The sequence below is a fragment of the Agreia sp. Leaf283 genome, assembly GCF_001422485.1.
GTDB lineage: Bacteria > Actinomycetota > Actinomycetes > Actinomycetales > Microbacteriaceae > Agreia.
Genome location: NZ_LMNF01000004.1, coordinates 198,307 through 218,151 on the forward strand (window position 1 = coordinate 198,307; position 19,845 = coordinate 218,151).

General features: G+C 68.1%; 19 protein-coding genes. 11 read left to right on the top strand and 8 right to left on the bottom strand.

Features of this window, described 5'->3' with window-relative positions; translation table 11 throughout:
- Positions 1-11: 11 nt before the first annotated feature.
- A complete protein-coding gene (locus ASF51_RS17025; RefSeq protein WP_055932762.1) occupies positions 12-3,458 on the top strand; it encodes a family 43 glycosylhydrolase in 3,447 nt (1,148 codons plus the stop codon).
- Positions 3,459-3,559: 101 nt separating this feature from the next.
- The gene (locus tag ASF51_RS19230; protein WP_157412206.1) at positions 3,560-3,733 is read left to right on the top strand and encodes a hypothetical protein; all 174 of its coding nucleotides are present in this window, start codon (positions 3,560-3,562) and stop codon (positions 3,731-3,733) included.
- On the opposite strand, the gene ASF51_RS17030 is transcribed toward ASF51_RS19230, so the two are convergent.
- On the bottom strand, positions 3,726-3,917 hold the full coding sequence (locus ASF51_RS17030; protein WP_055932764.1) for a hypothetical protein: 192 nt from the start codon (positions 3,915-3,917) through the stop codon (positions 3,726-3,728). The two genes, ASF51_RS19230 and ASF51_RS17030, sit on opposite strands and share 8 nt — an antisense overlap.
- Positions 3,914-4,150 (bottom strand): hypothetical protein, encoded by a 237-nt coding sequence (locus ASF51_RS17035; protein ID WP_055932767.1) that lies wholly within the window; start codon positions 4,148-4,150, stop codon positions 3,914-3,916. The genes ASF51_RS17030 and ASF51_RS17035 overlap by 4 nt, the downstream gene beginning before the upstream one ends.
- Before the next feature lie 126 nt (positions 4,151-4,276).
- On the opposite strand from ASF51_RS17035, the gene ASF51_RS17040 reads away from it, so the two are divergent.
- From ASF51_RS17040 to ASF51_RS17050, 3 genes are all read left to right on the top strand, one after another.
- Positions 4,277-5,272, top strand: a complete 996-nt coding sequence (locus tag ASF51_RS17040) for an NADP-dependent oxidoreductase (protein ID WP_055932770.1) — start codon at positions 4,277-4,279, stop codon at positions 5,270-5,272.
- 80 nt (positions 5,273-5,352) lie between these two features.
- Entirely contained in the window at positions 5,353-6,213 is an 861-nt protein-coding gene (locus ASF51_RS17045) for an alpha/beta fold hydrolase (RefSeq protein ID WP_055932772.1), read from the top strand.
- Between the two features lie 62 nt (positions 6,214-6,275).
- Positions 6,276-6,878 (top strand): TetR/AcrR family transcriptional regulator, encoded by a 603-nt coding sequence (locus ASF51_RS17050; RefSeq protein ID WP_055932776.1) that lies wholly within the window; start codon positions 6,276-6,278, stop codon positions 6,876-6,878.
- A 32-nt stretch (positions 6,879-6,910) separates the two neighbouring features.
- Here ASF51_RS17050 and ASF51_RS17055 read toward each other — a convergent pair whose 3' ends face one another.
- Positions 6,911-8,122 (bottom strand): FAD-dependent monooxygenase, encoded by a 1,212-nt coding sequence (locus ASF51_RS17055; protein ID WP_055932779.1) that lies wholly within the window; start codon positions 8,120-8,122, stop codon positions 6,911-6,913.
- Between the two features lie 58 nt (positions 8,123-8,180).
- Here ASF51_RS17055 and ASF51_RS17060 point away from each other — a divergent pair, with 58 nt between their 5' ends.
- On the top strand, positions 8,181-8,705 hold the full coding sequence (locus tag ASF51_RS17060) for a MarR family winged helix-turn-helix transcriptional regulator (RefSeq protein ID WP_235497299.1): 525 nt from the start codon (positions 8,181-8,183) through the stop codon (positions 8,703-8,705).
- Positions 8,706-8,740: 35 nt separating this feature from the next.
- Here ASF51_RS17060 and ASF51_RS17065 read toward each other — a convergent pair whose 3' ends face one another.
- Both ASF51_RS17065 and ASF51_RS17070 read right to left on the bottom strand, forming a co-directional pair.
- Positions 8,741-9,442, bottom strand: coding sequence for an HAD-IA family hydrolase (locus tag ASF51_RS17065; protein ID WP_055932783.1), 702 nt, complete (start codon positions 9,440-9,442; stop codon positions 8,741-8,743).
- Positions 9,443-9,455: 13 nt separating this feature from the next.
- Positions 9,456-10,028 carry a TetR/AcrR family transcriptional regulator gene (locus ASF51_RS17070; protein WP_055932786.1) on the bottom strand — a complete coding sequence of 191 codons (573 nt, stop codon included), beginning with the start codon at positions 10,026-10,028 and terminating at the stop codon, positions 9,456-9,458.
- An 82-nt stretch (positions 10,029-10,110) separates the two neighbouring features.
- Here ASF51_RS17070 and ASF51_RS17075 point away from each other — a divergent pair, with 82 nt between their 5' ends.
- Together ASF51_RS17075 and ASF51_RS17080 are read left to right on the top strand one after the other, a co-directional pair.
- Positions 10,111-10,995, top strand: coding sequence for an SDR family oxidoreductase (locus tag ASF51_RS17075; protein WP_055932789.1), 885 nt, complete (start codon positions 10,111-10,113; stop codon positions 10,993-10,995).
- Between the two features lie 70 nt (positions 10,996-11,065).
- Positions 11,066-11,524: a hypothetical protein gene (locus ASF51_RS17080; protein ID WP_055932793.1), complete on the top strand. Its 459-nt coding sequence runs from the start codon at positions 11,066-11,068 to the stop codon at positions 11,522-11,524.
- Between the two features lie 23 nt (positions 11,525-11,547).
- Here ASF51_RS17080 and arr read toward each other — a convergent pair whose 3' ends face one another.
- Positions 11,548-11,958 (bottom strand): NAD(+)--rifampin ADP-ribosyltransferase, encoded by a 411-nt coding sequence (gene arr, locus ASF51_RS17085; RefSeq protein WP_055933574.1) that lies wholly within the window; start codon positions 11,956-11,958, stop codon positions 11,548-11,550.
- Positions 11,959-12,080: 122 nt separating this feature from the next.
- Positions 12,081-13,034 carry a manganese catalase family protein gene (locus ASF51_RS17090; protein ID WP_055932796.1) on the bottom strand — a complete coding sequence of 318 codons (954 nt, stop codon included), beginning with the start codon at positions 13,032-13,034 and terminating at the stop codon, positions 12,081-12,083.
- A gap of 389 nt (positions 13,035-13,423) precedes the next feature.
- On the opposite strand from ASF51_RS17090, the gene ASF51_RS17095 reads away from it, so the two are divergent.
- Both ASF51_RS17095 and ASF51_RS17100 read left to right on the top strand, forming a co-directional pair.
- Positions 13,424-13,903, top strand: a complete 480-nt coding sequence (locus ASF51_RS17095; RefSeq protein WP_082480536.1) for a neocarzinostatin apoprotein domain-containing protein — start codon at positions 13,424-13,426, stop codon at positions 13,901-13,903.
- A 125-nt stretch (positions 13,904-14,028) separates the two neighbouring features.
- On the top strand, positions 14,029-17,505 hold the full coding sequence (locus tag ASF51_RS17100) for an HtaA domain-containing protein (protein WP_055932802.1): 3,477 nt from the start codon (positions 14,029-14,031) through the stop codon (positions 17,503-17,505).
- A 56-nt stretch (positions 17,506-17,561) separates the two neighbouring features.
- Here the strand turns inward: ASF51_RS17100 and ASF51_RS17105 are convergent, their stop codons facing one another.
- A complete protein-coding gene (locus ASF51_RS17105) occupies positions 17,562-18,221 on the bottom strand; it encodes a TetR/AcrR family transcriptional regulator (RefSeq protein WP_200926155.1) in 660 nt (219 codons plus the stop codon).
- 118 nt (positions 18,222-18,339) lie between these two features.
- Between ASF51_RS17105 and ASF51_RS17110 the strand changes: the two genes are divergently transcribed.
- On the top strand, positions 18,340-19,845 hold the full coding sequence (locus tag ASF51_RS17110; protein WP_082480537.1) for an MFS transporter: 1,506 nt from the start codon (positions 18,340-18,342) through the stop codon (positions 19,843-19,845).

Genomic DNA, 19,845 nt, shown 5'->3' on the forward strand with positions numbered 1-19,845 from the left:
AAGGTGAACACGTGATCTCCAGAATTCTCAAGCGAGGCGCAGCGGCCGTGGTGTCGCTCGCCGTGATCGGCACGGGCCTCTCCGCGGCCGGCGCCGCCTCGGCGGCGGCCCCGACAGACGGCCTGGTCGCCGAGTACCTCTTCTCGCAAGCCGCAGGCGCCACCGTGGCGAACACGGCAACGGGGGCGGGAGCCCTCGGCGACGCAACCGTCGTGAACGGAAGCGACGCCCGGTGGACGGGCGACTCGCTGGAGTTCTCGGGCGGGGCGAAGAACAGCTCGGCCAACTGGGTGCGGCTGCCGAACGACATCCTCGCGGGCAAGACCTCTGCGACGATCAGCACCGAGGTCAAGGTCGATGCGTCGATGAAGTCGGCCTACAACTTTCTCTGGAACGTGGGCAACGACTCGCCCACCTCGTACTTCTTCACCACGGTGCGCGACACGCCCCGCACGGCGATCACCACCTCGTCGAACCCCGGCGAGTTCAACGCCCGGGCCACGAACAACCTCGAGGCCGACCGCTGGTACAACCTCACCTCGGTCATCGACGGCGCGGCAGGAACGATCTCGTTCTATGTCGACGGCGTGAAGACGGGCCAGGCGCCGACCACCCTGACGCCCGCCTCGATCACCGACCAGTCGCTCAACGCGATCGGGCGCTCGCCCTGGCCCGACGGCTTCTTCGCCGGCGAGGTCTCGGCGTTCCGGGTCTACGATCGGGCGCTTGCGGACGCGGACGTCACCGCGATCTCCGACCTGGATGCGACCATCCATTCCGCAGACGTGGCCGCGCGTGCGCAGGCGGTACTCGACGGGCTCGATCTCGACGACCAGACGGTCGACTCCGGCTACGTCGCCCTGCCGACGGCCGGTGGGGCCGTGACCTGGACCACCTCCGACGAGACGATCGTGGCCCCCGACGGACGAGTGAACCAGCCCTCGGAGTCGGACGGCCCGGCGACGGTCACCGCCACGGCGACGAGCACGGTTCGAGGCGTCAGCGCATCCACCAGCATCACCCTCACCGTGCTGCCGACCAGCGACCAGGAGCGGGTCGAGGCCGCCGCGGCGGGCTATGTGCTGCCGCCGGTCGTCATCTCGGGAACCGTGCTGCCGGCCCCTGCGGACGGCACGACCGTCGTGCTGCAGAACGCGCAGGGCATCGTGGTCGCCGCCGACGGCACGATCACGGCACCGGATGCCGCGGGCGCGGCCGCCGCGGGCGACGTCACGGGAACGGTCGACGCGGTCATCTCCCGCACCGACGCCCCCGCGGTCACCGTGACGAAGACGTTCACCGTGCGGGTCCTGCCTGCGGGCTCCTCGCAGGAGCTGCTGAGCTACCACCGCACTCCCACCAGCGCGAACACGGCGAACAACGCCGACGTCGCCTTGAGCATGCACCTCGCACTGCCCTCGGCGGATGCCGCGAGCTGGACACCGCTCAACGAGAACTACGGAATCTTCTTCCCGAAGACCTCCGTCACTCCGCCCCCGACCGGAACGTCGAACGAGATCATCCGCAGCCTCGTGAACCCGCAGGTGTTCGCGCTCGAAGACGGCGGCTATGGCGTTATCTCCACCCGCACCGCGCGCGAGGGCGCATCCGACGGCACGCAGAAGTCGAGCGTGCTGATCGCGACCTCCGCCGATCTGTTGTCGTACGACGAGGTCGGCCTGCTCGATCTGGGTGAGACGAATGGCGTGAATGCGCCGCACGCGGTCTACGACTCCGCCGCCGACGCGTACCTCATCGCATGGACCGACGACTCCGGAACCCCGAAGTACACGACCGTTGCCGACCTCGCCGATGCGGGCACCCGTGGCCAGATCGTGGCCGGCGTGATCAACGATCGCGGCGCGGTCGCCGCCGCATCCGGAATCGACGACTACGTCGCCGGGCGCACTGTGCCCGTCGACGCGGCCACGATCACGGCCCTCGAGGAGCGTTTCGGCCGCATCGTGAACACGGGCTACACACCCTTCGACGACGTGGAAGCGTCACTCGGGGCGGACGCGTCGACGCTCGATCTGCCGACGGACGTCGCGCTCGAGTACTCCGACGGATCGACCGGATCGCTGCCCGTGGCGAGCTGGGACACCAGCGCTGTCGACACGTCGAAGCCAGGCAGCTACACCGTGACCGGAACCGTGAAGCAGACCGAATACCCGCGCCCGTTCGCCGACGAGCGCGCCGACCCGTCGGTCTACAAGTACGACTTTAACGGCACCACGAAGTACCTGATGATCGCCACGAACGACCTCTACGGGTCGAACGTCGAGCAGCAGGGCGCGGCCATGATGCCCATCCGCATCGCGGACTCCATCTCGGGTCTGTCGGATGCCGCGGGCGCAGAGGAGATCGACCTGCTGAAGCGGGGCGACACCGATGCGCAGGGCGCGGTGATGACCGGATGCTTCTGGGCGCCGGAGTACCACGAGATCGACGGCCGGCTGTCGATTCTGTTCATGCCCTGCTACGGCGACAACCCCGACATGTGGTCGGGTCGCGCGTCGATCATGCAGCTGAAGCAGGATGCCTCGGGCGCGGATCTCGATCCGGCGATTCCCTCAAACTGGACGAAGCCCTCCAAAGTCCTGCGCGCCGATGGATCGGACCTCAACCAGGTCAACGGCATCTCGCTCGACATGACGTTCTTCCAAGACGAGTCAGGACAGGCGTACTACGTGTGGCAGCACCTCGGGGCGCTCTTCATCGCCAAGGTCGACCCGGCGAACCCGACCCGATTGACGACCGACCCGGTGCGCATTCTTGCTCCCGAGTACGCGTGGGACAACACGATCGCGGAGGGTCCGAACGTGATCACCCGTGATGGCAGGCTGCAGCTCATCTACTCGGGCTCGACGGTCGGCGACACGTATACGACGGGTCTCGCGACGGCGGACGCGTCGGGCGACACCGACCTGCTGAGCCCCGACGCCTGGTCGAAGCTCGACTACCCGATCCAGAAGTCGGGAGTGTTCGACGGCGCCTGGCAGCTCGGCACAGGCCACGGCATGTGGTCGGAGGACGAGGACGGCAACATGATCTACGTCTTCCACGCCCGCACCGACAACAACAACCTGAGCGGCCGCGACATGTTCGTGCGCCGGGTGCACTGGTCGGCCGAGGGTCTGCCGGTGCTCGACATGGAACCGGAGGAGGAGCTCGCGTCGCCGACCGTCACGCTGAACGTGGTGGTCGCCGACGGCGAGGTCACGCCTCCCGTCGGCCCGACGCTTCCTGGGCAGCCGGGCCTGCCCGGACAGCCGGGTGGCACGGGAGGCCCGACGACCCCGGCATCCGGGTCGACGGTGGATGCCGGCGGCACGTCGAACGGACCGCTCGCCCTCACCGGGTCGGGCGCCCTGTTCGCCGGACTCGGAGCCTTGGCGCTGCTGCTGGCCGGTGGAGCGGCCCTCTGGCTGCGTCGCCGCCGCAAGCTCGTTCCCTGAGCCTGTCGAAGGCCAGGGGTAAGAGTCCCCGTTGCGGACAGCGGGTACCAGTGCGCCGGTACCTGCTGTCCGCATCGGTACCTGCTGTCTAGACTCCTCACATGGATGACACCGCACCGCGCGCAGCCGAGCATGCCGACGGCGTCGAAGCCAGCCCGCCCTGCCCCACCTGCGGTGAACCGCAGGAACTGGTCATGCTCGAGCGCTTCACCGGATGGTGGTGCCGCGACTGCGCGGAGGCTGGCCGGGCGCCGCACGCCGCGCCGGTCACGTAGCGGAGGTCGCTCGTACCGAGTGGATCAGCGCGGTCTTCGGGTAGCTCTCCGGCGCGCGCTCGGCGCCGTTCGGGAACTCGAACAGGTCGATCATGAGCTGCTGCTCGTAGGCCAATCGCTGGCCACTGGTCATCACGACGACTCCGTCGACCGAGAACTCGGTGACATCGCCCGACCATCTCACGCCGTAGGGCCCGAGAACGGTCCCGTCTGCAGGTTGCTGACCCGCATCGGCCCGTCGGCCTCACGCCACGCGGGCTGATCCGCGTCGATGCGCAGCCGGATGCCGTCGCTCGGCCAGTCGTAGCGCGCGGCCGATCGCTCGGGCGTCGTCCACTGCGGCAGGTAGTGGTCGACCCAGGTGGTGGGATCGAGCTCGCCGCTATCGAAGTCGTCGTGGATCGTCGCCATGGCCATGGCTCCATTCTGGCCGTGGTCGCACAGGGGCACGTTGACAAACAAAGTGAGTGAACTCATAATTGAGTAGGCTCGGAAAAAGAGCCGTTCCTTATTCCTTACCCCGCAGTCATCAGGAGCACCATCATGAGGGCCTTCACTCTCTCGACATACAAGACCCCGCTCACCGAGAGCGAGGTGCCGGAGCCCGTGGTCACCGAGCACGACGTGCTCATTCGCGTGCAGGCGGCCGGACTCAATCAGCTCGACGAGAAGATACGCGTCGGCGAGTTCGCCCAGATTCTTCCCTACACACTGCCGATCACCCTCGGTCACGATGTGGCCGGAACGGTGATTCGCGTCGGGGAGGCCGTGCGCGGGTTCAGGCCGGGTGACGAGGTCTATTCGCGTCCCAGCGGCGACCATATCGGCGCTTTCGCCGAGCGCATCGCCGTTCCCGAAGCCGATGTCGCCCTCAAGCCTGCCTCGATCACGATGGAGGAGGCCGGATCTCTTCCGCTCGTCGCCCTCACCGCATGGCAGGCGCTCGTGGAGATCGGCGACGTGCGGCCAGGTCAGAAGGTGCTCATCCATTCGGGTGCCGGGGGAGTGGGCTCCATCGCGATCCAGCTCGCCAAACGCCTGGGGGCGACCGTCGCAACGACCGCCAGTGCGTCGAACGCCGACTTCGTTCGAGAGCTCGGCGCCGACACGGTGATCGACTATCGCACCGAGCGCTTCGAGCGGATGCTCAGCGGGTTCGACTTCGTGCTCGACGGCATCGGTGGCGAGAATCTCGATAAGTCACTGCGCGTTCTGAGGCCAGGTGGAACGGCAGTGGGCATCGCGGGCCCACCCACACCGGCTTTCGCGAAGAAGGCCGGACTGAACCCGGTGCTGCGGCTCGCCGTCAGGGCGCTCAGTGCGAAGGTGCGGCGGCGGGCCCGCCGGCTCGGCGTGAACTACGAGTTCTTGTTCATGCGCGCCAGCGGCGACCAGCTGCGCGAGATCGCCGCGCTCGTCGACGCCGGAGAGCTGCTTCCGGTGGTCGGCCGAGTCTTCCCATTCGACGAGACGGTCGAGGGCCTCGCGTCGCTCGCCCGGGGAGGCTTCCGCGGCAAGGCCGTGATCAGCAACCCGTGACCGAACTCACCGAGGCCGACCCGCCGGGCCGGCCATCGGCATCCATCGCTTCACCACCCTCACGAATCAGGAGCAGCACCATGAGCAGCGCCAGCAACGAACCCCTCATCACGTCGTACTCGACAGCGCCCGCCAAGACCGTCTCGGCGGCGGGCATCGACTTCGCCTACCGCGAGCTCGGGCCGAAGGGCGGGATCCCCGTCGTCTTCTTCGTTCACCTCGCTGCCACCCTCGACAACTGGGATCCGCGACTCATCGATCCCATCGCACGGAACCGCCACGTGATCACGTTCGACCAGCGGGGAGTCGGGGGTTCCACGGGCGCGGCGCCCAAGACGGTCGAGGCCATGGCCGACGATGCCGCCGCCTTCATCGCGGCACTCGGCTTCGGCACTGTGGATGTCTTCTCGTTCTCTCTCGGCGGCATGGTCGCCCAAGCGCTCGTCGTCAAGCACCCCGAACTCGTGCGCAGACTCGTGCTCACAGGAACGGGCCCGCGCGGGGGCAAGGACATGGACAAGGTCGCCGGGGTGACCTACGGTGACATCCTGCGCGCCACCCTCACCCGCTCCGACCCCAAGGAGTTCTTGTTCTTCAATCGCGATACCGCGGGCAAGCGTGCGGGGAAGGCGTTCGTCGAGCGCCTGAAGGAGCGCACGGTCGACCGCGACGCGAACATCTCGACTTCGGCGTTCCGCAATCAGCTCACGGCGATCAAGAGCTGGGGGCGAGCGGCTCCCGTCGACCTGTCGATCATCACCCAGCCGACCCTCATCGCCAACGGCGACAACGACCGCATGGTGCCCTCGGTGCTCTCGGAGGACCTGCATCGGCGCATCGCCGGTTCCGAGCTGATCATCTATCCGAACTCGGGGCACGGAAGTATCTTCCAGTACGTCGACCGGTTCGCTCCCGTCGCCGTGGAGTTCCTGGCCCCGTAGCCCGAGGGCCGTCGACGGGCTCGTGAAAGAATGAACCGCCCACCGACTTCTGAAAGACACTCATGACCGACGCTGCCGCATCCCTCGGCCGCCGTGAGCGCAACAAGCTCGACAAGCTCGCCCGCATCACGGCGGCTGCCGGGGAGCTGTTCGCCGAGCACGGAGTCGACGACGTGACGACGCAGCAGATCGCCGACCGGGCCGATATCGGCACCGGAACGCTGTTCCTCTATGCCAAGACCAAGGGCGAGCTGCTGCTGCTGGTGCAGAACGCGAGCTACGCCGACGCCCTGGCCGAGGGGCGCGATGCGGCCGCCGCCGAACCGGATGCGTTCAAGGCCGTGATGTGCGTCGTGCGACCGGTCGTGGAATGCAACCGCAAGCAGATCGACAACGGACGCACCTACCTTCGCGAGATCGTCTTCGGCGACCCCGAGGAGCCCCATCACAAGGCGGCTCTCGAGGTGACCGTTCAGACGGAGCAGGCGATCGCCGAGATTCTCCGGCGGGTCGTCGAAACGGATGCGCGTGCCGCGGTGCTCGCGCACGTGGCGTCAGCGATCATGTTCATCAGCATGGCCGCCACGATCAACGCATCGAAGACGACCACGGAGGTCATCGAAGAGATTGCGCTGCAGCTCGGCGCGGTGCTGCCTCGACAGTAGCGGGCACTTCGGTCGTGCGGCCCTCGGGCCGACTACTCGAGGTGCGCGTAGTCGGGCAGGTCGATCTTGTCGGCGGGCGGGGTGAAGAACCGGTCGCCCAGCCTGCCGATGATCGGGGTCGACGCTACGCGCACCGCGACGCCGAACAGGGCGACCCCCGCGCGGGACTTCGGGTTCGCGAGGCGCGGAGTTCCCGGCGGCAGGCTCTGGGCCTGATCGACGTAGGGTCGCATGATGCGCTCGTACGCGCGGAACGCATCCCGGTGGTGCACGTGTGCCGCCAGCTCGCCCGCGAGCACGTAGGCGCCCGTGAGCGACAGGCTCGTTCCCATGCCGCTGACGGGTGACGCGCAGTAGGCGGCGTCGCCCACCAGGGCGATGCGACCGGATGTCCACCGCGGGGCGTGCACCTGCCCGATCGATTCGAAATAGAGGTCGTCGGCCGCATCGATGCCGTCGAGCACACGCCGCGCCTCCCAGCCCGCATCTCCGAACTTCTCGCGCAGGAGTGCACGCTGCTCGTCGACCGAGCGGCGCTCCGAGCCGGCGCGCTCGCGGTGGCGATCGGTGACGAACGAGAGGGCCGCGCGGATCGTGCCGTGGGCATCCGGTCTGAGGGTGATCGAGCGTCCGCCGGGCGCGTTGTACCAGCGCCACCAGTCGTCGTCACTGGCGGTGCGCGGAATCGTGGCGTAGGAGGTCTCGAGGCCGAGCGAGCGGATCGTCGGCTCGTCTCCGAAGACGAGGCGGCGCGTGCTCGAGCCGATGCCGTCGGCAGCGATCACGAAGTCGAACTGCTCGTCGGACGCGTGCTCGAACGAGACGGTGACGCCGTTCTCGGGGGAGTCGTCGAGGCCTGTGACGCGGTCGCCGAAGCGGTAGTCGGTGTCGCCGGCTGTGCGGGCGACGAGCAGCTGGGCGAGGTCGCCGCGCAGGATCTCGAGCTCGGCGGTCGCGCCGCCGGAGTCGGAGGTTCCCACGGGGAACTCGGCCTTCGTGACGCCGTTGCGGCCGACGAACCGCGTGCCCACCTCTCCGGTGGTCGCCTCGCGGATGTCGTCTTCGATGCCCATGCGTCGCGACACCTCGCGGCCCGCGCCGCGCACGTCGACGTTCTGCCCGCCGGTGCGTAGTTCCGGTGCGCGCTCGATGATGGTCGTGTCGTAGCCGTAGCGGTTCAGCCAGTACGCCAGCGCGGGGCCGGCGATACTCGCACCGGAGATGAGGACGCGTGTGGTGCCCATTTTGCCTCGAATCTTGATTATCAATGAGATTAGCAATCTACATGAGTATTCTTGCCCTGTGTCAATCGACGAATCGCAGGAGCCCAGCGCCGGCGCCGGCGTCGGTCGCGCCGACCGTCGGGATCGTCAGGTGGCGCGACGTGACGGGCGCGCCCTGCTCGATGACGACATCCGGGCCCGCGTGCAGCAGGTGGCCGTGCGGCAGCAGAAATTCGAGCGCTACCTGGCGCGCGAGCTCGCCGTCGACCCCGTCGGACTCGAGGTGATGGACCACCTCATCACGATCGGCTCCGCCACGCCGACCGAGCTGGCTCGACGGCTCGACACGTCGACGGCCGCGATGACCCTGGTGCTCAACCGGCTCGAGGACGCCGGCCACGTGCGCCGGGACAGGCATCCGAGTGACGGTCGCAAGCTGGTCGTCACGGCCGCGGACGCGTCGTCGGATCGCGCGTACGAGCTGGTTCTTCCGATCATCGACGGGGTCGAAGATCTCGTGGCGGGCCTGGATGCGACGGAGCGCGCGACCGTGCAGGCATTCCTCGACAGGCTGCTCGCCATCTACGACGACGCGACCGGCTGACCCGGCGCCGGTCGAGGCGTCACGGCCTCGTGCGATCAGGCGAGGAGGTGCACCAGTGCGGCCAGATCGTCCGCCTCCAGGTCGAAGCGATCATCGCTCGAGGGTCGCTCTGCGCCCGGTCGGGCGATGTAGGCGGTGCGGAACCCGTGCAATGCGGCGGCCCTCAGGTCCCACGGATGGGCTGCGACGAAGAGGGTCCGTTGCGGGTCGATTCCGAGCTGTTCGATGGCGTAGCGATAGGCAGCCGGCGCGGGTTTGAAGGTCTGAACGGCCGCGGTCGACAGCGCGATGTCCCAGCTGATCGAGTTGGTGTTCGCGAGATGCGCAAGAGAGCCGAGGTCGCCGTTGCTCACGCCCGCGACGAGGCGGTTCTGCCGCAGGGCGGCGGTCGCCCCCGCGACGTCGGGCCAGGCCGGGTACTCCCGATCCACGAACTCCACCAGCGCCGAGGTCGCCGCCGTCGTTCTACCGCCAAGGCTGACGATTGCCTCGTCTGCGGTGTCGCTCACCAGTCGGGCGTGCGGTTTCCACGGCATCTCGCCCGAGATCACGGCGTTCGTGCGCTCGTTCAGCAGCTCGGTCCAGCGCGCGTTGAGCGCTGCCGAATCGCCGAGGCCGGCCTCCGTCGCGAGCTGAGCAGAGACCGTGGCCCACGTTTCGTCCTCGTCGACGAGGGTTCCGATCACATCGAAGACGATCGCACCGATGTGATTCGCGACGAACGGTGTTGCCTGCATGACGTGCAGTCATTCAGTCGAGCTGCGTCATCGCCACCCTGAAGCGGTGGAGCGCGGCCGACGTCAGCGCGCCCAGGCTCTGCTCGCTGTCGTCGGAGATCCATTCGTCGAAGCCCACCTTGAAGGCGAGCACGCCGAGCTCTGCGGCCATGAAGGCCGACGACTCGTCGACACCCCTGTCGCGGAGGGCGTCGGCGATCGCGGAGGCCATGCCGACACGCTTGAGCACCGCGCGCTCCTGCAGCTCGCCGCTGGTCGCGATGACGGCCTCGAGGCGGGGGCCGAGCTCGCGGTTGAAAGGAGTCATGGCGGAGGACGCGTTGTCGAGGCCGGCGGCGACGGCCTCCAACGGGGACGCGCCGGCTGGAGCGGCGGTGACGCCGGCGGCGAGCAGGCGCGAGAGGGTCTCCTGGCCGGCCGCCAGCACCTCCCGTTTGTCGCTGAAATGCCTGAAGAACGTGCTCTTCGTGAGGCCCGCGCGTTCGGCGATCTGAGCGACGGTCGTCTCGTCGTAGCCCTGGTCGGTGAAGAGCTCGAGGGCTGCGGCGACGAAGCGTTCACGAGCGTCCGGTTCCCAACGAGGCATAGGCACAGTCTAGCGACGGGACAAGTGTCCCATCACGGTGCTACTGTGATGAGACAAGAATCCCATCACAAAGGAGCAGGTCATGCGCATCTTCGTCACCGGAGCATCGGGCGGTATCGGATCGGTCGTCGTCGAGGAGCTGGTGTCTCACGGGCACGAGGTGCTGGGCCTCGCCCGCACCGAGGCATCCGCTGCGAAAGTCGAGGCGGCGGGCGGCACGGCCGTGCGCGGCGGGCTCGGCGATCTCGACGTGCTGACGGCCGCCGCGTCCGAGACCGACGGCTCGATCCACCTGGCCTTCAGCAACGACTTCTCCGACCTCGAGCGCAGCATCACCGAGGAGGGCCTCGCGATGGACACCATCGGTGCCGCGCTCGTGGGCACGGGCAAGCCGTTCTCTATCGTGTCGGGCACCACCTTCTCCGACGGCCGGATGGCGACCGAGCACGACCCGCTGTCGACCACCGGCCCGGTCGGCGGCCGGGGAATCAATGCCCGCCGCATCCTGGATCTCGCGTCGCAGGGCGTGCGCACCTCGGCCGTGCGCCTGCCGCGCTCGGTGCACGAACGGTACGTCTCCTACGGGTTCGCAGGGCTCCTGATCGACGCGGCACGGCGCTCAGGGGTGTCGGCGTATGTCGGCGACGGCACGCAGCGCTGGCCGGCGGTGCACCGTCGGGATGCCGCGTCGCTGTTCCGGCTGATGATCGAGAAGGGCGAGCCCGGCACCTCGGTGAACGCGGTCGGCGACGAGGGCGACTCCATGCGCGAGATCGCGACGGTCATCGGCGCTCAGCTCGATCTGCCTGTGCAGCAGGTGTCGGTCGAGACGTTCGGCCCGCTCGGTGAGATCTTCGCGATGGACCAGCCGGCCACGAGTCTGTGGACCCGGGAGACCTACGGGTGGGAGCCGACGCATCCGAGCCTGCTCGCAGACCTCGAGGCGGGGGAGTACCCGGCGAGCTGAGTTGGCTGCCGCTATCGTGTGAACCGCCCGTCGTCACTCGCTGCTCGGCCTACCGCATCGGAGTATCTGCATGAACAACAGGTGGACCAACGCGATTGTCGTGGCTTTGATCACCGCGGGTGGGGCGGCGCTGGCCTTCTTTGTCGCGGCCAATGTGAATGCGGCCGTGTTGACGTCGTGGGACCTGGGCTTCTGGGGTTTCGTCTTGATACTGGCGGCTATGGGGAGTGTCGGTGTGTTCGTGCTGTTCTTCGCGATCGCCGTCGTCGCCGATCCGTTGGTGAGGCGCCTGCCGGCATCCATGTCCGATACGGCTCGGTCCTGGATGGGAGGCGCCTTCATTGCCGTCGCGGCGACCGTGACTGCATTTCTGGTCGCGATCGTGCTGAGAGGGTTCTGGTTGTGGTGGCCGACGTGTGTGGCGACGTCCCTCGCCGCCGGTGTCGTCTATGTCTTTGCGATCCGCATGGGCCGCGCTGCGAAGCGCAGCGAACCGAACCCCTGGCTTGCGACTACTCCGCCGTTCTGATTGATGCTACGGGCGAGCGCCGGTCAGTTGATGATCTCGCCTCGTTCGTCGGCGCGGAGAACGGCCAGGCGGTCGTGCCAGGTCTGCAGCTCGTCGGGCGTCAGCCGGGGCCAGTCGAGCACCTCGGAGACGACCCGCAGCGGTGCGGTGCTGCGATACGAGCGGGTCGGGTTGCCGGGGAACTTCTTGTCGGTGACGTTCGGATCGTTCTCGAACTCGCCTGTCGGCTCGACCTCGTAGACGCGCGGGGCACCGTCTCCGGCGGCGAGCTCGGCCGCGAGGCCGGCCCCGTTCTGCAGGGCCGTGAAGTAGATGTGGTTCATCACGATCTCGGGGCGGTAGTTCGAGCGATAGCCCGCCGTGAGCAGGTCGCCGACGCGAAGGTCGGCCTTCGTGCCGTGGAAGAAGGGCCCGTCGTCGAGTGCAGTGCTCACGGAGTCAGTGTACGAAGACGCGCTCGAACCGTTCAACAGGATGAATCGAGACATCGTCGGTGTGTCTTATGACGAACATCGGAGTGTCGACGATCCATCCTGTTGAAGGGTCAGCCAACTGCCTACTTCGCGGTCGGACCGTAGAAGGCGTTGACCTCAGCAAGCTCCTGCTCTGCCGTGGCCTGGATCAGTTTGAGCAGTTCGGGGTCGAGTCCGGGCGAGAACTCCTCGAGGCGCTCGGGTGCAATGAACGACGGCGTGCCGACCGGGGCCTGCTTGCTGCCGTCGAGGTCTGTGCCGTCGTTCGAGGGCGACGCCCCCTGGAAGATGCGGCCGGCCTCGGACTCGCCCTTCAGGTCGAAGGTGAACTGCTTGCTCTGCAGGCCGAGGTCGACGAGCTTCTTGACCTCGGGGAACTGCTCGGCGTTCGTCTTGGGAATCGGCAGCGTCTTCTTCCAGTCGATGCCGAGCGTCTCGAGCGCCTTGGCATAGGCGTTCTCGTGGGCCTGGTCGCGCACGATCAGGTACGCGATGGTCGAACGCGCCGTCTTGTTGGCGGTCATCTCGTAGATGCGCGTCTTCTGCAGGCGACCCGTCGACTCGAGCATGAGGTTGTAGAGCAGGTCGAGCACGAGGTTGCCCGAGTTGTAGACGTAGCTGCCCGACCAGGGGTTTCCGGCCGAGTCGACGGGAAGCGCGCCCTGAGCGCCCACCAGATAGTGGTGGATGTTGCCGTGGTCGAGGGCGATGTTCAGGGGAGTCGCGCCGCCCGCACCCGGGGTGTCGAGGGGGTCTGTCAGCTTGCCGCTGTATCCGGGCGCCCCATCCAGCAGCCGCGAGATCGTGGTGCCGATCAGCTCGACGTGGCTGATCTCCTCGGTGCCGACTCCCTGAATCAGGTCGCGGTACGGCTTCGCGGCGGGACCGCGGAAGTTCATGGCCTGGAACAGGTACTGCATCATGGTGCGCATCTCGCCGAACTGCCCACCGAGACCCTCTTGCAGGGCGTTCGCGGCCGCAGGGTCCGGCTCGTCCTCGGCGATGTCGCTGATCCATTCCTGAACGTGGAAGTACATGCTGGTCTCCTTCGACCGGCGGCGCGGTGCCCCCGATTCGTTCAGCCTGCGGTCTCGGATCGGATCGTGATCCGATCCTTGCTTTATCGGCCGGATGCGCGCAGCATGACCCGCCGCCCGGCTGCGGACCCAGCGGCGTGACGATGCGAGCGAGGGTTCTCGGGGTTCGCTCTTGTCACCGACGCACGGTGTGCACTACCTTGAGCTTAGGTTAGCCTAACCAAACTTCGAGGGGTGACTGTTCCGTGTGAGCGGGCCGGGGTGAGTGTCGTGAAGGATCCCTCACCCCGGCAGCCCTGCAGCCCCTCGAGTCGCGCTCGCCAGATGGTGCGCGCGGTCCGTTCAGACGAGGCAGCAGTGCTTTGTCACACCGTGAAAGGTCGACAACCATGTCAATTCTCACTCATCCTCGCGTCGCCACAGGCCGTCGTCGCCGGGTCATCGGGTCGCTCGCGGCTCTGGTCGCGGCCGCCGGGATCGCCCTGGCAGCTCCTTTGTCCGCCTCGGCCATTTCGAGCGTCACGGTGTCTCCGAACACCGGTCCTGCCTCGGGCTACACCACGACTGTCACCGTGAACGGCACCGAGGCGGGGCACACCTACCGCGTCGGCCTGTGCTCCGACGCCAATGTCGGTACTCCTGCCATTGCTCCCGCCTGCCAGTACATCGGCTCGGAGTTCACGGGAACAGGGGGAACCGTCACGCAGTCCGGAACCGTCAAGCGCACCCTGACCAACGCGCACTTTCTTGTGATCCCAGGCCAGCCGGCCACCTTCAACTGCGGCACCACGTCGTGCCGCGTTGTTGTGACCGACAACCACTCGAGCGGGTCGTTCCCGTCGGTCTCCGCCGACATCGCTTTCTCCTGATAATCAGCGTCCCCGGCGGCCAGCACCGCCGGGGACGCGTCGGCTTCGCCCATATTCGGCTGCCATTCCCTCTCCCTGCTCTCCTCTGCGCATTCGTGTGCCCTCGACCCAAAAGAAGTGCGATCGTGACAACCATTCCGACCCGAACCACGCACCCGTTCCGCTCTCTCCTCCTTACCGCGACGGCCGCCGCCGCCCTCCTGTCGGGCCTCGTGGTTCCGACGGCCGCGAACGCGGCTGCGAACGCCGCCGCAACGGTGAATGCGGCTGATACCTCGCCCACCGCCGTCTCGATCACCGAGGGCACCATGACGTGGGGCATCAAGGAGTCGTGGCGCAAGTACATTGGCGCCGACGCCACAAAGGTCGAAGACGGGGCCGCTCGCACCGCCGACGGCCTCTTCTCGTTCCCGCTCACCTCGGGCAGCTACGACTCGGCTACCCAGACGACCACGCTCACCTTCGCCGGAAGCGTGCACTTCGAGGGGTACTGCAGCGACTACTGCCTGCTCGACACGCGCTACGGCAACTTCTCTGTCGAGATCGGCCCCGACCGCCAGGTCGTGCGCGGCGACTGGGCGGGGCGCCTGCAGGAGGATCCGGCCGCCGGCATCGAGACGAAGACGGGTGTCGACCTCGCCACCCTCGACATCGCCGATGTCGCGCTCGAGACCAGCGATACCCGCACCCTCTGGCCGGCCATCCCGAGTGCCGCGACATCCGACTTCGTCACCTACCCCGCCGGAACCCGGCTCGACCCGGTGACGATCGACTACGTCGGCCCGGGCGGTGCACCCGACCTCGAGGAGCGCTGGGACAGCCCGGGATCGCCGCTCTACACTGCAGGTGCCCAGTGGGTGTCCGACAAGAAGGAGTCGAACACTCGGGTCGCCTATCCGACCGCCGACGGCCAGACCGTCGTGATCGTGCAGGGCGCGACGGGCGAGGTCGGCGTCAAGCAGCACTCGCTGATGGCAGTCGACCCCGTCTCCCTCGAACCGCGGGGGGAGGCACTCGTGATTCCGCAGACCGGTGGCGTCGCGATGATCCGCACCGCGTTCGACGCCGAGACGGGCGCGGTCTTCTGGCCGTCGGTGAGTGCCGACACGGTGACCATCAACCGATCGGTATGGAACCCCGGAACCCTCGCCTTCGACACCGAGCCCATCGGCGATCTTCCCCCCGACTCCGTCGCGTTCGGGAGCGCAGAGATCACCTCGTTCGCCTGGAATCCCGTCAACCGCGAGTTGGACGTCGTCTCCGGCGTCTTCAGTTTCACCGATCCGCAGAGCTCGTTCACGGTCTTCCGTTCCGAGACCTCGGGGTGGACGAGCGCCGTGTCTGCTCTGGACATTCCTGCCGACCTCCGCGCACAGTACGAGGGCAGCCTCGACGTGTCCAGTCCGTTCGGCCTGGCCGGCCTCGCCCCCAATCTCGCGTTCCTTCCCGACGGCAGCGCGGTGCTCGCCGGTGGCGGTTCGGTCTCCACCGGCCCCGAGGACTGGTCGGATGTCACCGCCACTCCGATCCCCGCATTCCACATCGTGACCGGCGCGACCGGCTCGGCCGACGGCATCCGCATCGAGGCGATCGACGGAGCAGAACCCGTCGACGACCCCTACGGCATGGGCTACGGACACGCGTCGGTGGCGGCAGACGGGTCGGTGCTGCTGACCACGGGGCTCGGCATCTTCCGCCCGGTGTCCCTCGTCGACGGTGCAGTCCTGGCCGGCGACGAGTTCACGCTGGATGTCGGGGGCAACGTCTACACATCGCCCACGGTCGTCGGCGACCCGGCCACCGGACTCACCCTCGCCACGAACCTCTCGGCCAAGCGTCTCCTCGCGTTCCGTGACGGCACGCTCGTGGGCACCCAGGAGCTGCCGCTGATCAACGGGTACTACCCGCAGGCGCTCACGATCGGGCCCGACGGCGCGCTCTACCTGCAGATCCGCACGGCCGACGGCCTCGGCGGCATCCAGCGGTACTCGTTCGCAGGAACCGTTCCCGAGATCACCTCCCAGCCCGCGTCCGTCGTCGTCGACACGGCAACGGGAGCGACCACGGCGCGCTTCTCGGTCGAGACGGTCGGAACGCCTGAGCCGACCGTGCGCTGGCAGTCCAAGCCCGTCGGCCAGACCGCGTTCGCCGACATCGAGGGCGCGACCGCGGCCTCTCTCGAACGTTCTGTCTCTCCCACCGACGACGGAACCGTCTACAGGGCCGTCGTCACCTCGGCGGCCGGCAGCGTCGCATCCGAACCCGCAACGGTCACGGTGCTGTCTGCGCCCGCGTTCGTGCAGCAGCCCGTCGGCCTCTCGGTCGAGCCGGGCGATGAGGCCGTGTTCCAGGTGCTGGTCTCGGGCAATCCCGAACCGGTCGTCACCTGGGAGCAGGAGGTCGGCTCGGTCTGGCAGCCGGTGGTCGTCGACGGCCAGCCGGCGACCGGCACCCGGCTTGCGATTCCGGATGCGCGGGCGACCGTCCGCATCCGGGCCGTGGCGACGAACGACCACGGCGCCCTGGCTTCGGAGCCTGTCGAGCTGAAGGTCGTGGCGCCCATCGTGCACCCCGACGGATCGATAAGCGGAGCGCCCAACGCCGCCGGCGCGTTCACGACCGTGTCGCCCGCGGTGGAGCTCGCGGCCGACGGTTCCGCGGTTCTCGGCGTCTCGGGTTCGAACTTCACGAAGGGCACGAACAAGTCGGGGCTCTACGTTCTCTTCGGCTACGTCGAGACCTTCCCGTCGGAGGGTGGAACGCACGGCAGCGGCTACGCGTACATCGACGGCGAGGAGAACCAGCGCTTCATCGCGTGGCCCGGAGCGGGCACGGCCGGCGCCGCGAACGCGCTCTTCGAGTCGAACGGCTCGTTCACGGTCGACGGCCTCGTGACCGCCGCACGGTTCACCGCAGGATCGGAGCAGGTCGACTGCCTCGACGGCAGCGTTCGCTGCGGCGTGCTCACGATCGGAGCCCACGGCCAGCGCGACGCGGGCCTCGAGACCTTCACCCCGGTCTACTTCGCGGGGCAGGAGGCTCCGCCGATCACTCCGCTGGCGCCCGTCGTGCTCACGCAGCCGGCGGCCGCGTCGGCGACGGTCGGCGAGTCCGTACGCTTCGAGGCGACGGCGTCGGGCTATCCCGCACCCGAAGCCGCATGGCAGGTGCTGGCTGCGGGGGAGACCGAGTGGGTCGACGTGCCATCGGCTGAGGCTGCGACGTCGTCAGCGCTCGCGGTCGCTCCCGCGGCGGCGATTCTCGAGCTGGATGCCGTCACGGGCACCCAGAACGGCTCCCGTTACCGTGCGGTCTTCTCCAATGCGGCCGGGCAGGTCGTCACGGCGGAGGCGGAACTCACAGTGAGCGCGGTCGTCGGCCCAGAACCGACACCCGGGCCGACCTCCGAGCCGACACCCACGCCGACCGGGGCCGCGGCGCCCACGGCGTCAGACTCGGCGACCGGCGCATCCGGAGCACCGGGCCAACTGCCGCGAACGGGAACAGCCCCCGGAGGGATGTTCGCCACGGCGCTGCTGGCCCTGCTGGCGGGCGCCGGAGTGCTCACCTTCCGCCGTCGCCCGGGGGCTGCGGGCCAGTAGTTCCCGTTGCGGACAGCAGTTGCCGGTGCGCCGGTAACTGCTGTCCGCACGGGTACCTATTGCCCTGATCGGCCGAGCAGCACGCGGAAGATCTGCCGCAGGGGCTCGTTCAGCTCGTCGCCGCTCGCGGAAGCGACGGGCTGAACGGCGGCCGAGGTGCGCAGCATCACCACGCCGAGTGAGGTCGCGATCGCCAGCTGGGCGCGCAGCAGGATGGCCTCGCTCTCCGGGGTGTCGGATCTCCAGCCGGCGGCGGCGGCGAGTCGGCGGGTGAAGTGCTCGAGTGTTCTGCGGCGGATGAGATCGGCGTTCTCGTCTCCCGAGGAGCGCAGGAGGAGAAGCAGCTGCAGCGGGTCGTCGCTGTCGGGCGCGTTGACGACGTGTTCGATGAGGCGCTCGATGACCTCCTCGATGCTCTTCGACGGGGTGGAGGCCTGCGTCTCGAGCTCGTCGGAGGTGCGCAGCATGCAGGCCTCGAACAGCCCCTCCTTCGAGACGAAGTAGCGGTTGATCAGGGCGACGTTCACGCCCACGTCGGAGGCGATCTGCCTCACGGTCGTCGCGCGGTAGCCGTCTGTCGCGAACCGTCGGCGGGCGGCGCGCACCAGGGCTCGCCGCGTTGCTGTGGCGTCGCGCCCGGAGCGGATCAGCTCTCCGTCTGCTGCCGCGGGGGCCTCGCCGAGGTCGGCTGTCGACGCCTGTGTCTCGTTGCTCATGTATCAACTCCTTCGTCCACTGTAGCGGCGGCCGCAGTTGCAAGTAAACGATTGTTGACAGAGATCATCCAGTGGTGAATACTCGTCAAGTCAGCAAATGCTTACATCGAGGAGAGTCATGTCCGTCACCACCCAGGGCCCATCGACGGGGTCCGTCCGCGCACAGTCGGGCGCGGCATCCAAGACCCCCGGATCGCGGTCGATCGCGATCGTGCTGTTCCTATCGCTGGGCGGGCTCTCGTTCGCCGTGCTGCAGTCGCTCGTCGCGCCGGCGCTCGGCACCATCGGCTCCGACCTCGGCGTCGCCACCTCTGATGCGAGCTGGGTTCTCACGGCCTACCTGCTCTCCGCCTCGGTGCTCACGCCCATCCTCGGTCGCCTCGGCGACATGGTCGGCAAGCGCAAGGTCATCATCGTCGTGCTGGCGCTCCTTCTCGTCGGCACCGTGCTCGCCGCTCTGGCCCCGAACCTCGGTGTGCTGATCGTGGCCCGCGTGCTGCAGGGCGCGGCCGGCGCGGTGATGCCGCTCTCGATCGGCATCGTGCGCGACGAGCTGCCGCGCGAGCGCGTCAGCGTGACGATCGGTCTGCTCTCGGCCATCTTCGGCATCGGCGCGGGCGTCGGCATCGTCGCGGCCGGCCCCATCGTCGAGGGCCTCTCGTGGCACTGGTTGTTCTGGCTGCCGGCCATCCTCGTCGCGATCGCCCTTCTCGGCGCGATCTTCGGCATCCCGGAATCGACCCGGCGCACACCGGGCCGTCTCGACCTGGTGGGCACCGGCATCCTGTCTGTCGGTCTCGTCGCCCTGCTGCTCGCCATCGGCGAGGGCCAGAAGTGGGGCTGGGGCGACGGCAAGACCGTGGGCCTGCTCGTTCTCGGTGCCGTCGCGCTCGTGGTCTTCGTGTTCGTCGAGCTGCGGGTGAAGGAGCCGCTGATCGACATGCGCCTGTTCCAGCACCGCGGAGTGTGGACGGCCCACATCGTGGCGCTCGCGTTCGGCTTCGCGATGTTCGGCACGTTCATCCTCGTTCCGACCCTTCTGCAGCTGCCCAGCGCGCTCGGCTACGGTTTCGGCAAGTCGGTCAGCGAGTCGGGGCTCTACCTGCTGCCGACCGTCGTCGCGATGGTGCTGTCCGGCGTCGCCGCCGGCATCCTGATCCGCAAGATCGGCCCGAAGATTCCCATGCTCATCGGCGGGGTCGCCGTGGCGGTGGCCTTCATCATCCCCGCGCTCGGTCACGCTGAGGAGTGGCAGATCCTGGTCTCCGGCATTCTCACCGGAATCGGCATCGGCATGGCGCTCGCGGCCACCTCGAATGCGATCGTCGAGAGCGTTCCCGCCGCCCAGACGAGCGAGGCGATCAGCGCGAACACGGTCATCCGCACGATCGGAAGCAGCATCGGAACCGCGGTCATCGCCGCCCTGCTCTCGTCGAACGTGACCGCCCAGGGCGCCCCGACCGACGAGGCGTTCACGATCGGCTTCTGGGCATCCGCCGGGGTCGGAGTGCTCGCGATCCTCGCCGCGCTCGTCGCCCCGTCGCTGCGCGCGCGCCGCCGCGAGGCCGCCGCCGCCGGAGTCGACGACTTCGCCGAGCTGGAGGTCGACGCGCCCGCGAAGTAG

Excerpts from the sequence above, each read along its gene's own strand:
- ASF51_RS19230 (WP_157412206.1), top strand. The coding sequence starts at position 3,560 with ATGGATGACACCGCACCGCGCGCAGCCGAGCATGCCGACGGCGTCGAA.
- ASF51_RS17035 (WP_055932767.1), bottom strand. The coding sequence starts at position 4,150 with ATGGCCATGGCGACGATCCACGACGACTTCGATAGCGGCGAGCTCGAT.
- ASF51_RS17040 (WP_055932770.1), top strand. The coding sequence starts at position 4,277 with ATGAGGGCCTTCACTCTCTCGACATACAAGACCCCGCTCACCGAGAGC.
- ASF51_RS17045 (WP_055932772.1), top strand. The coding sequence starts at position 5,353 with ATGAGCAGCGCCAGCAACGAACCCCTCATCACGTCGTACTCGACAGCG.
- ASF51_RS17050 (WP_055932776.1), top strand. The coding sequence starts at position 6,276 with ATGACCGACGCTGCCGCATCCCTCGGCCGCCGTGAGCGCAACAAGCTC.
- ASF51_RS17055 (WP_055932779.1), bottom strand. The coding sequence starts at position 8,122 with ATGGGCACCACACGCGTCCTCATCTCCGGTGCGAGTATCGCCGGCCCC.
- ASF51_RS17065 (WP_055932783.1), bottom strand. The coding sequence starts at position 9,442 with ATGCAGGCAACACCGTTCGTCGCGAATCACATCGGTGCGATCGTCTTC.
- ASF51_RS17070 (WP_055932786.1), bottom strand. The coding sequence starts at position 10,028 with ATGCCTCGTTGGGAACCGGACGCTCGTGAACGCTTCGTCGCCGCAGCC.
- ASF51_RS17075 (WP_055932789.1), top strand. The coding sequence starts at position 10,111 with ATGCGCATCTTCGTCACCGGAGCATCGGGCGGTATCGGATCGGTCGTC.
- ASF51_RS17080 (WP_055932793.1), top strand. The coding sequence starts at position 11,066 with ATGAACAACAGGTGGACCAACGCGATTGTCGTGGCTTTGATCACCGCG.
- ASF51_RS17090 (WP_055932796.1), bottom strand. The coding sequence starts at position 13,034 with ATGTACTTCCACGTTCAGGAATGGATCAGCGACATCGCCGAGGACGAG.
- ASF51_RS17095 (WP_082480536.1), top strand. The coding sequence starts at position 13,424 with ATGTCAATTCTCACTCATCCTCGCGTCGCCACAGGCCGTCGTCGCCGG.
- ASF51_RS17105 (WP_200926155.1), bottom strand. The coding sequence starts at position 18,221 with ATGAGCAACGAGACACAGGCGTCGACAGCCGACCTCGGCGAGGCCCCC.
- ASF51_RS17110 (WP_082480537.1), top strand. The coding sequence starts at position 18,340 with ATGTCCGTCACCACCCAGGGCCCATCGACGGGGTCCGTCCGCGCACAG.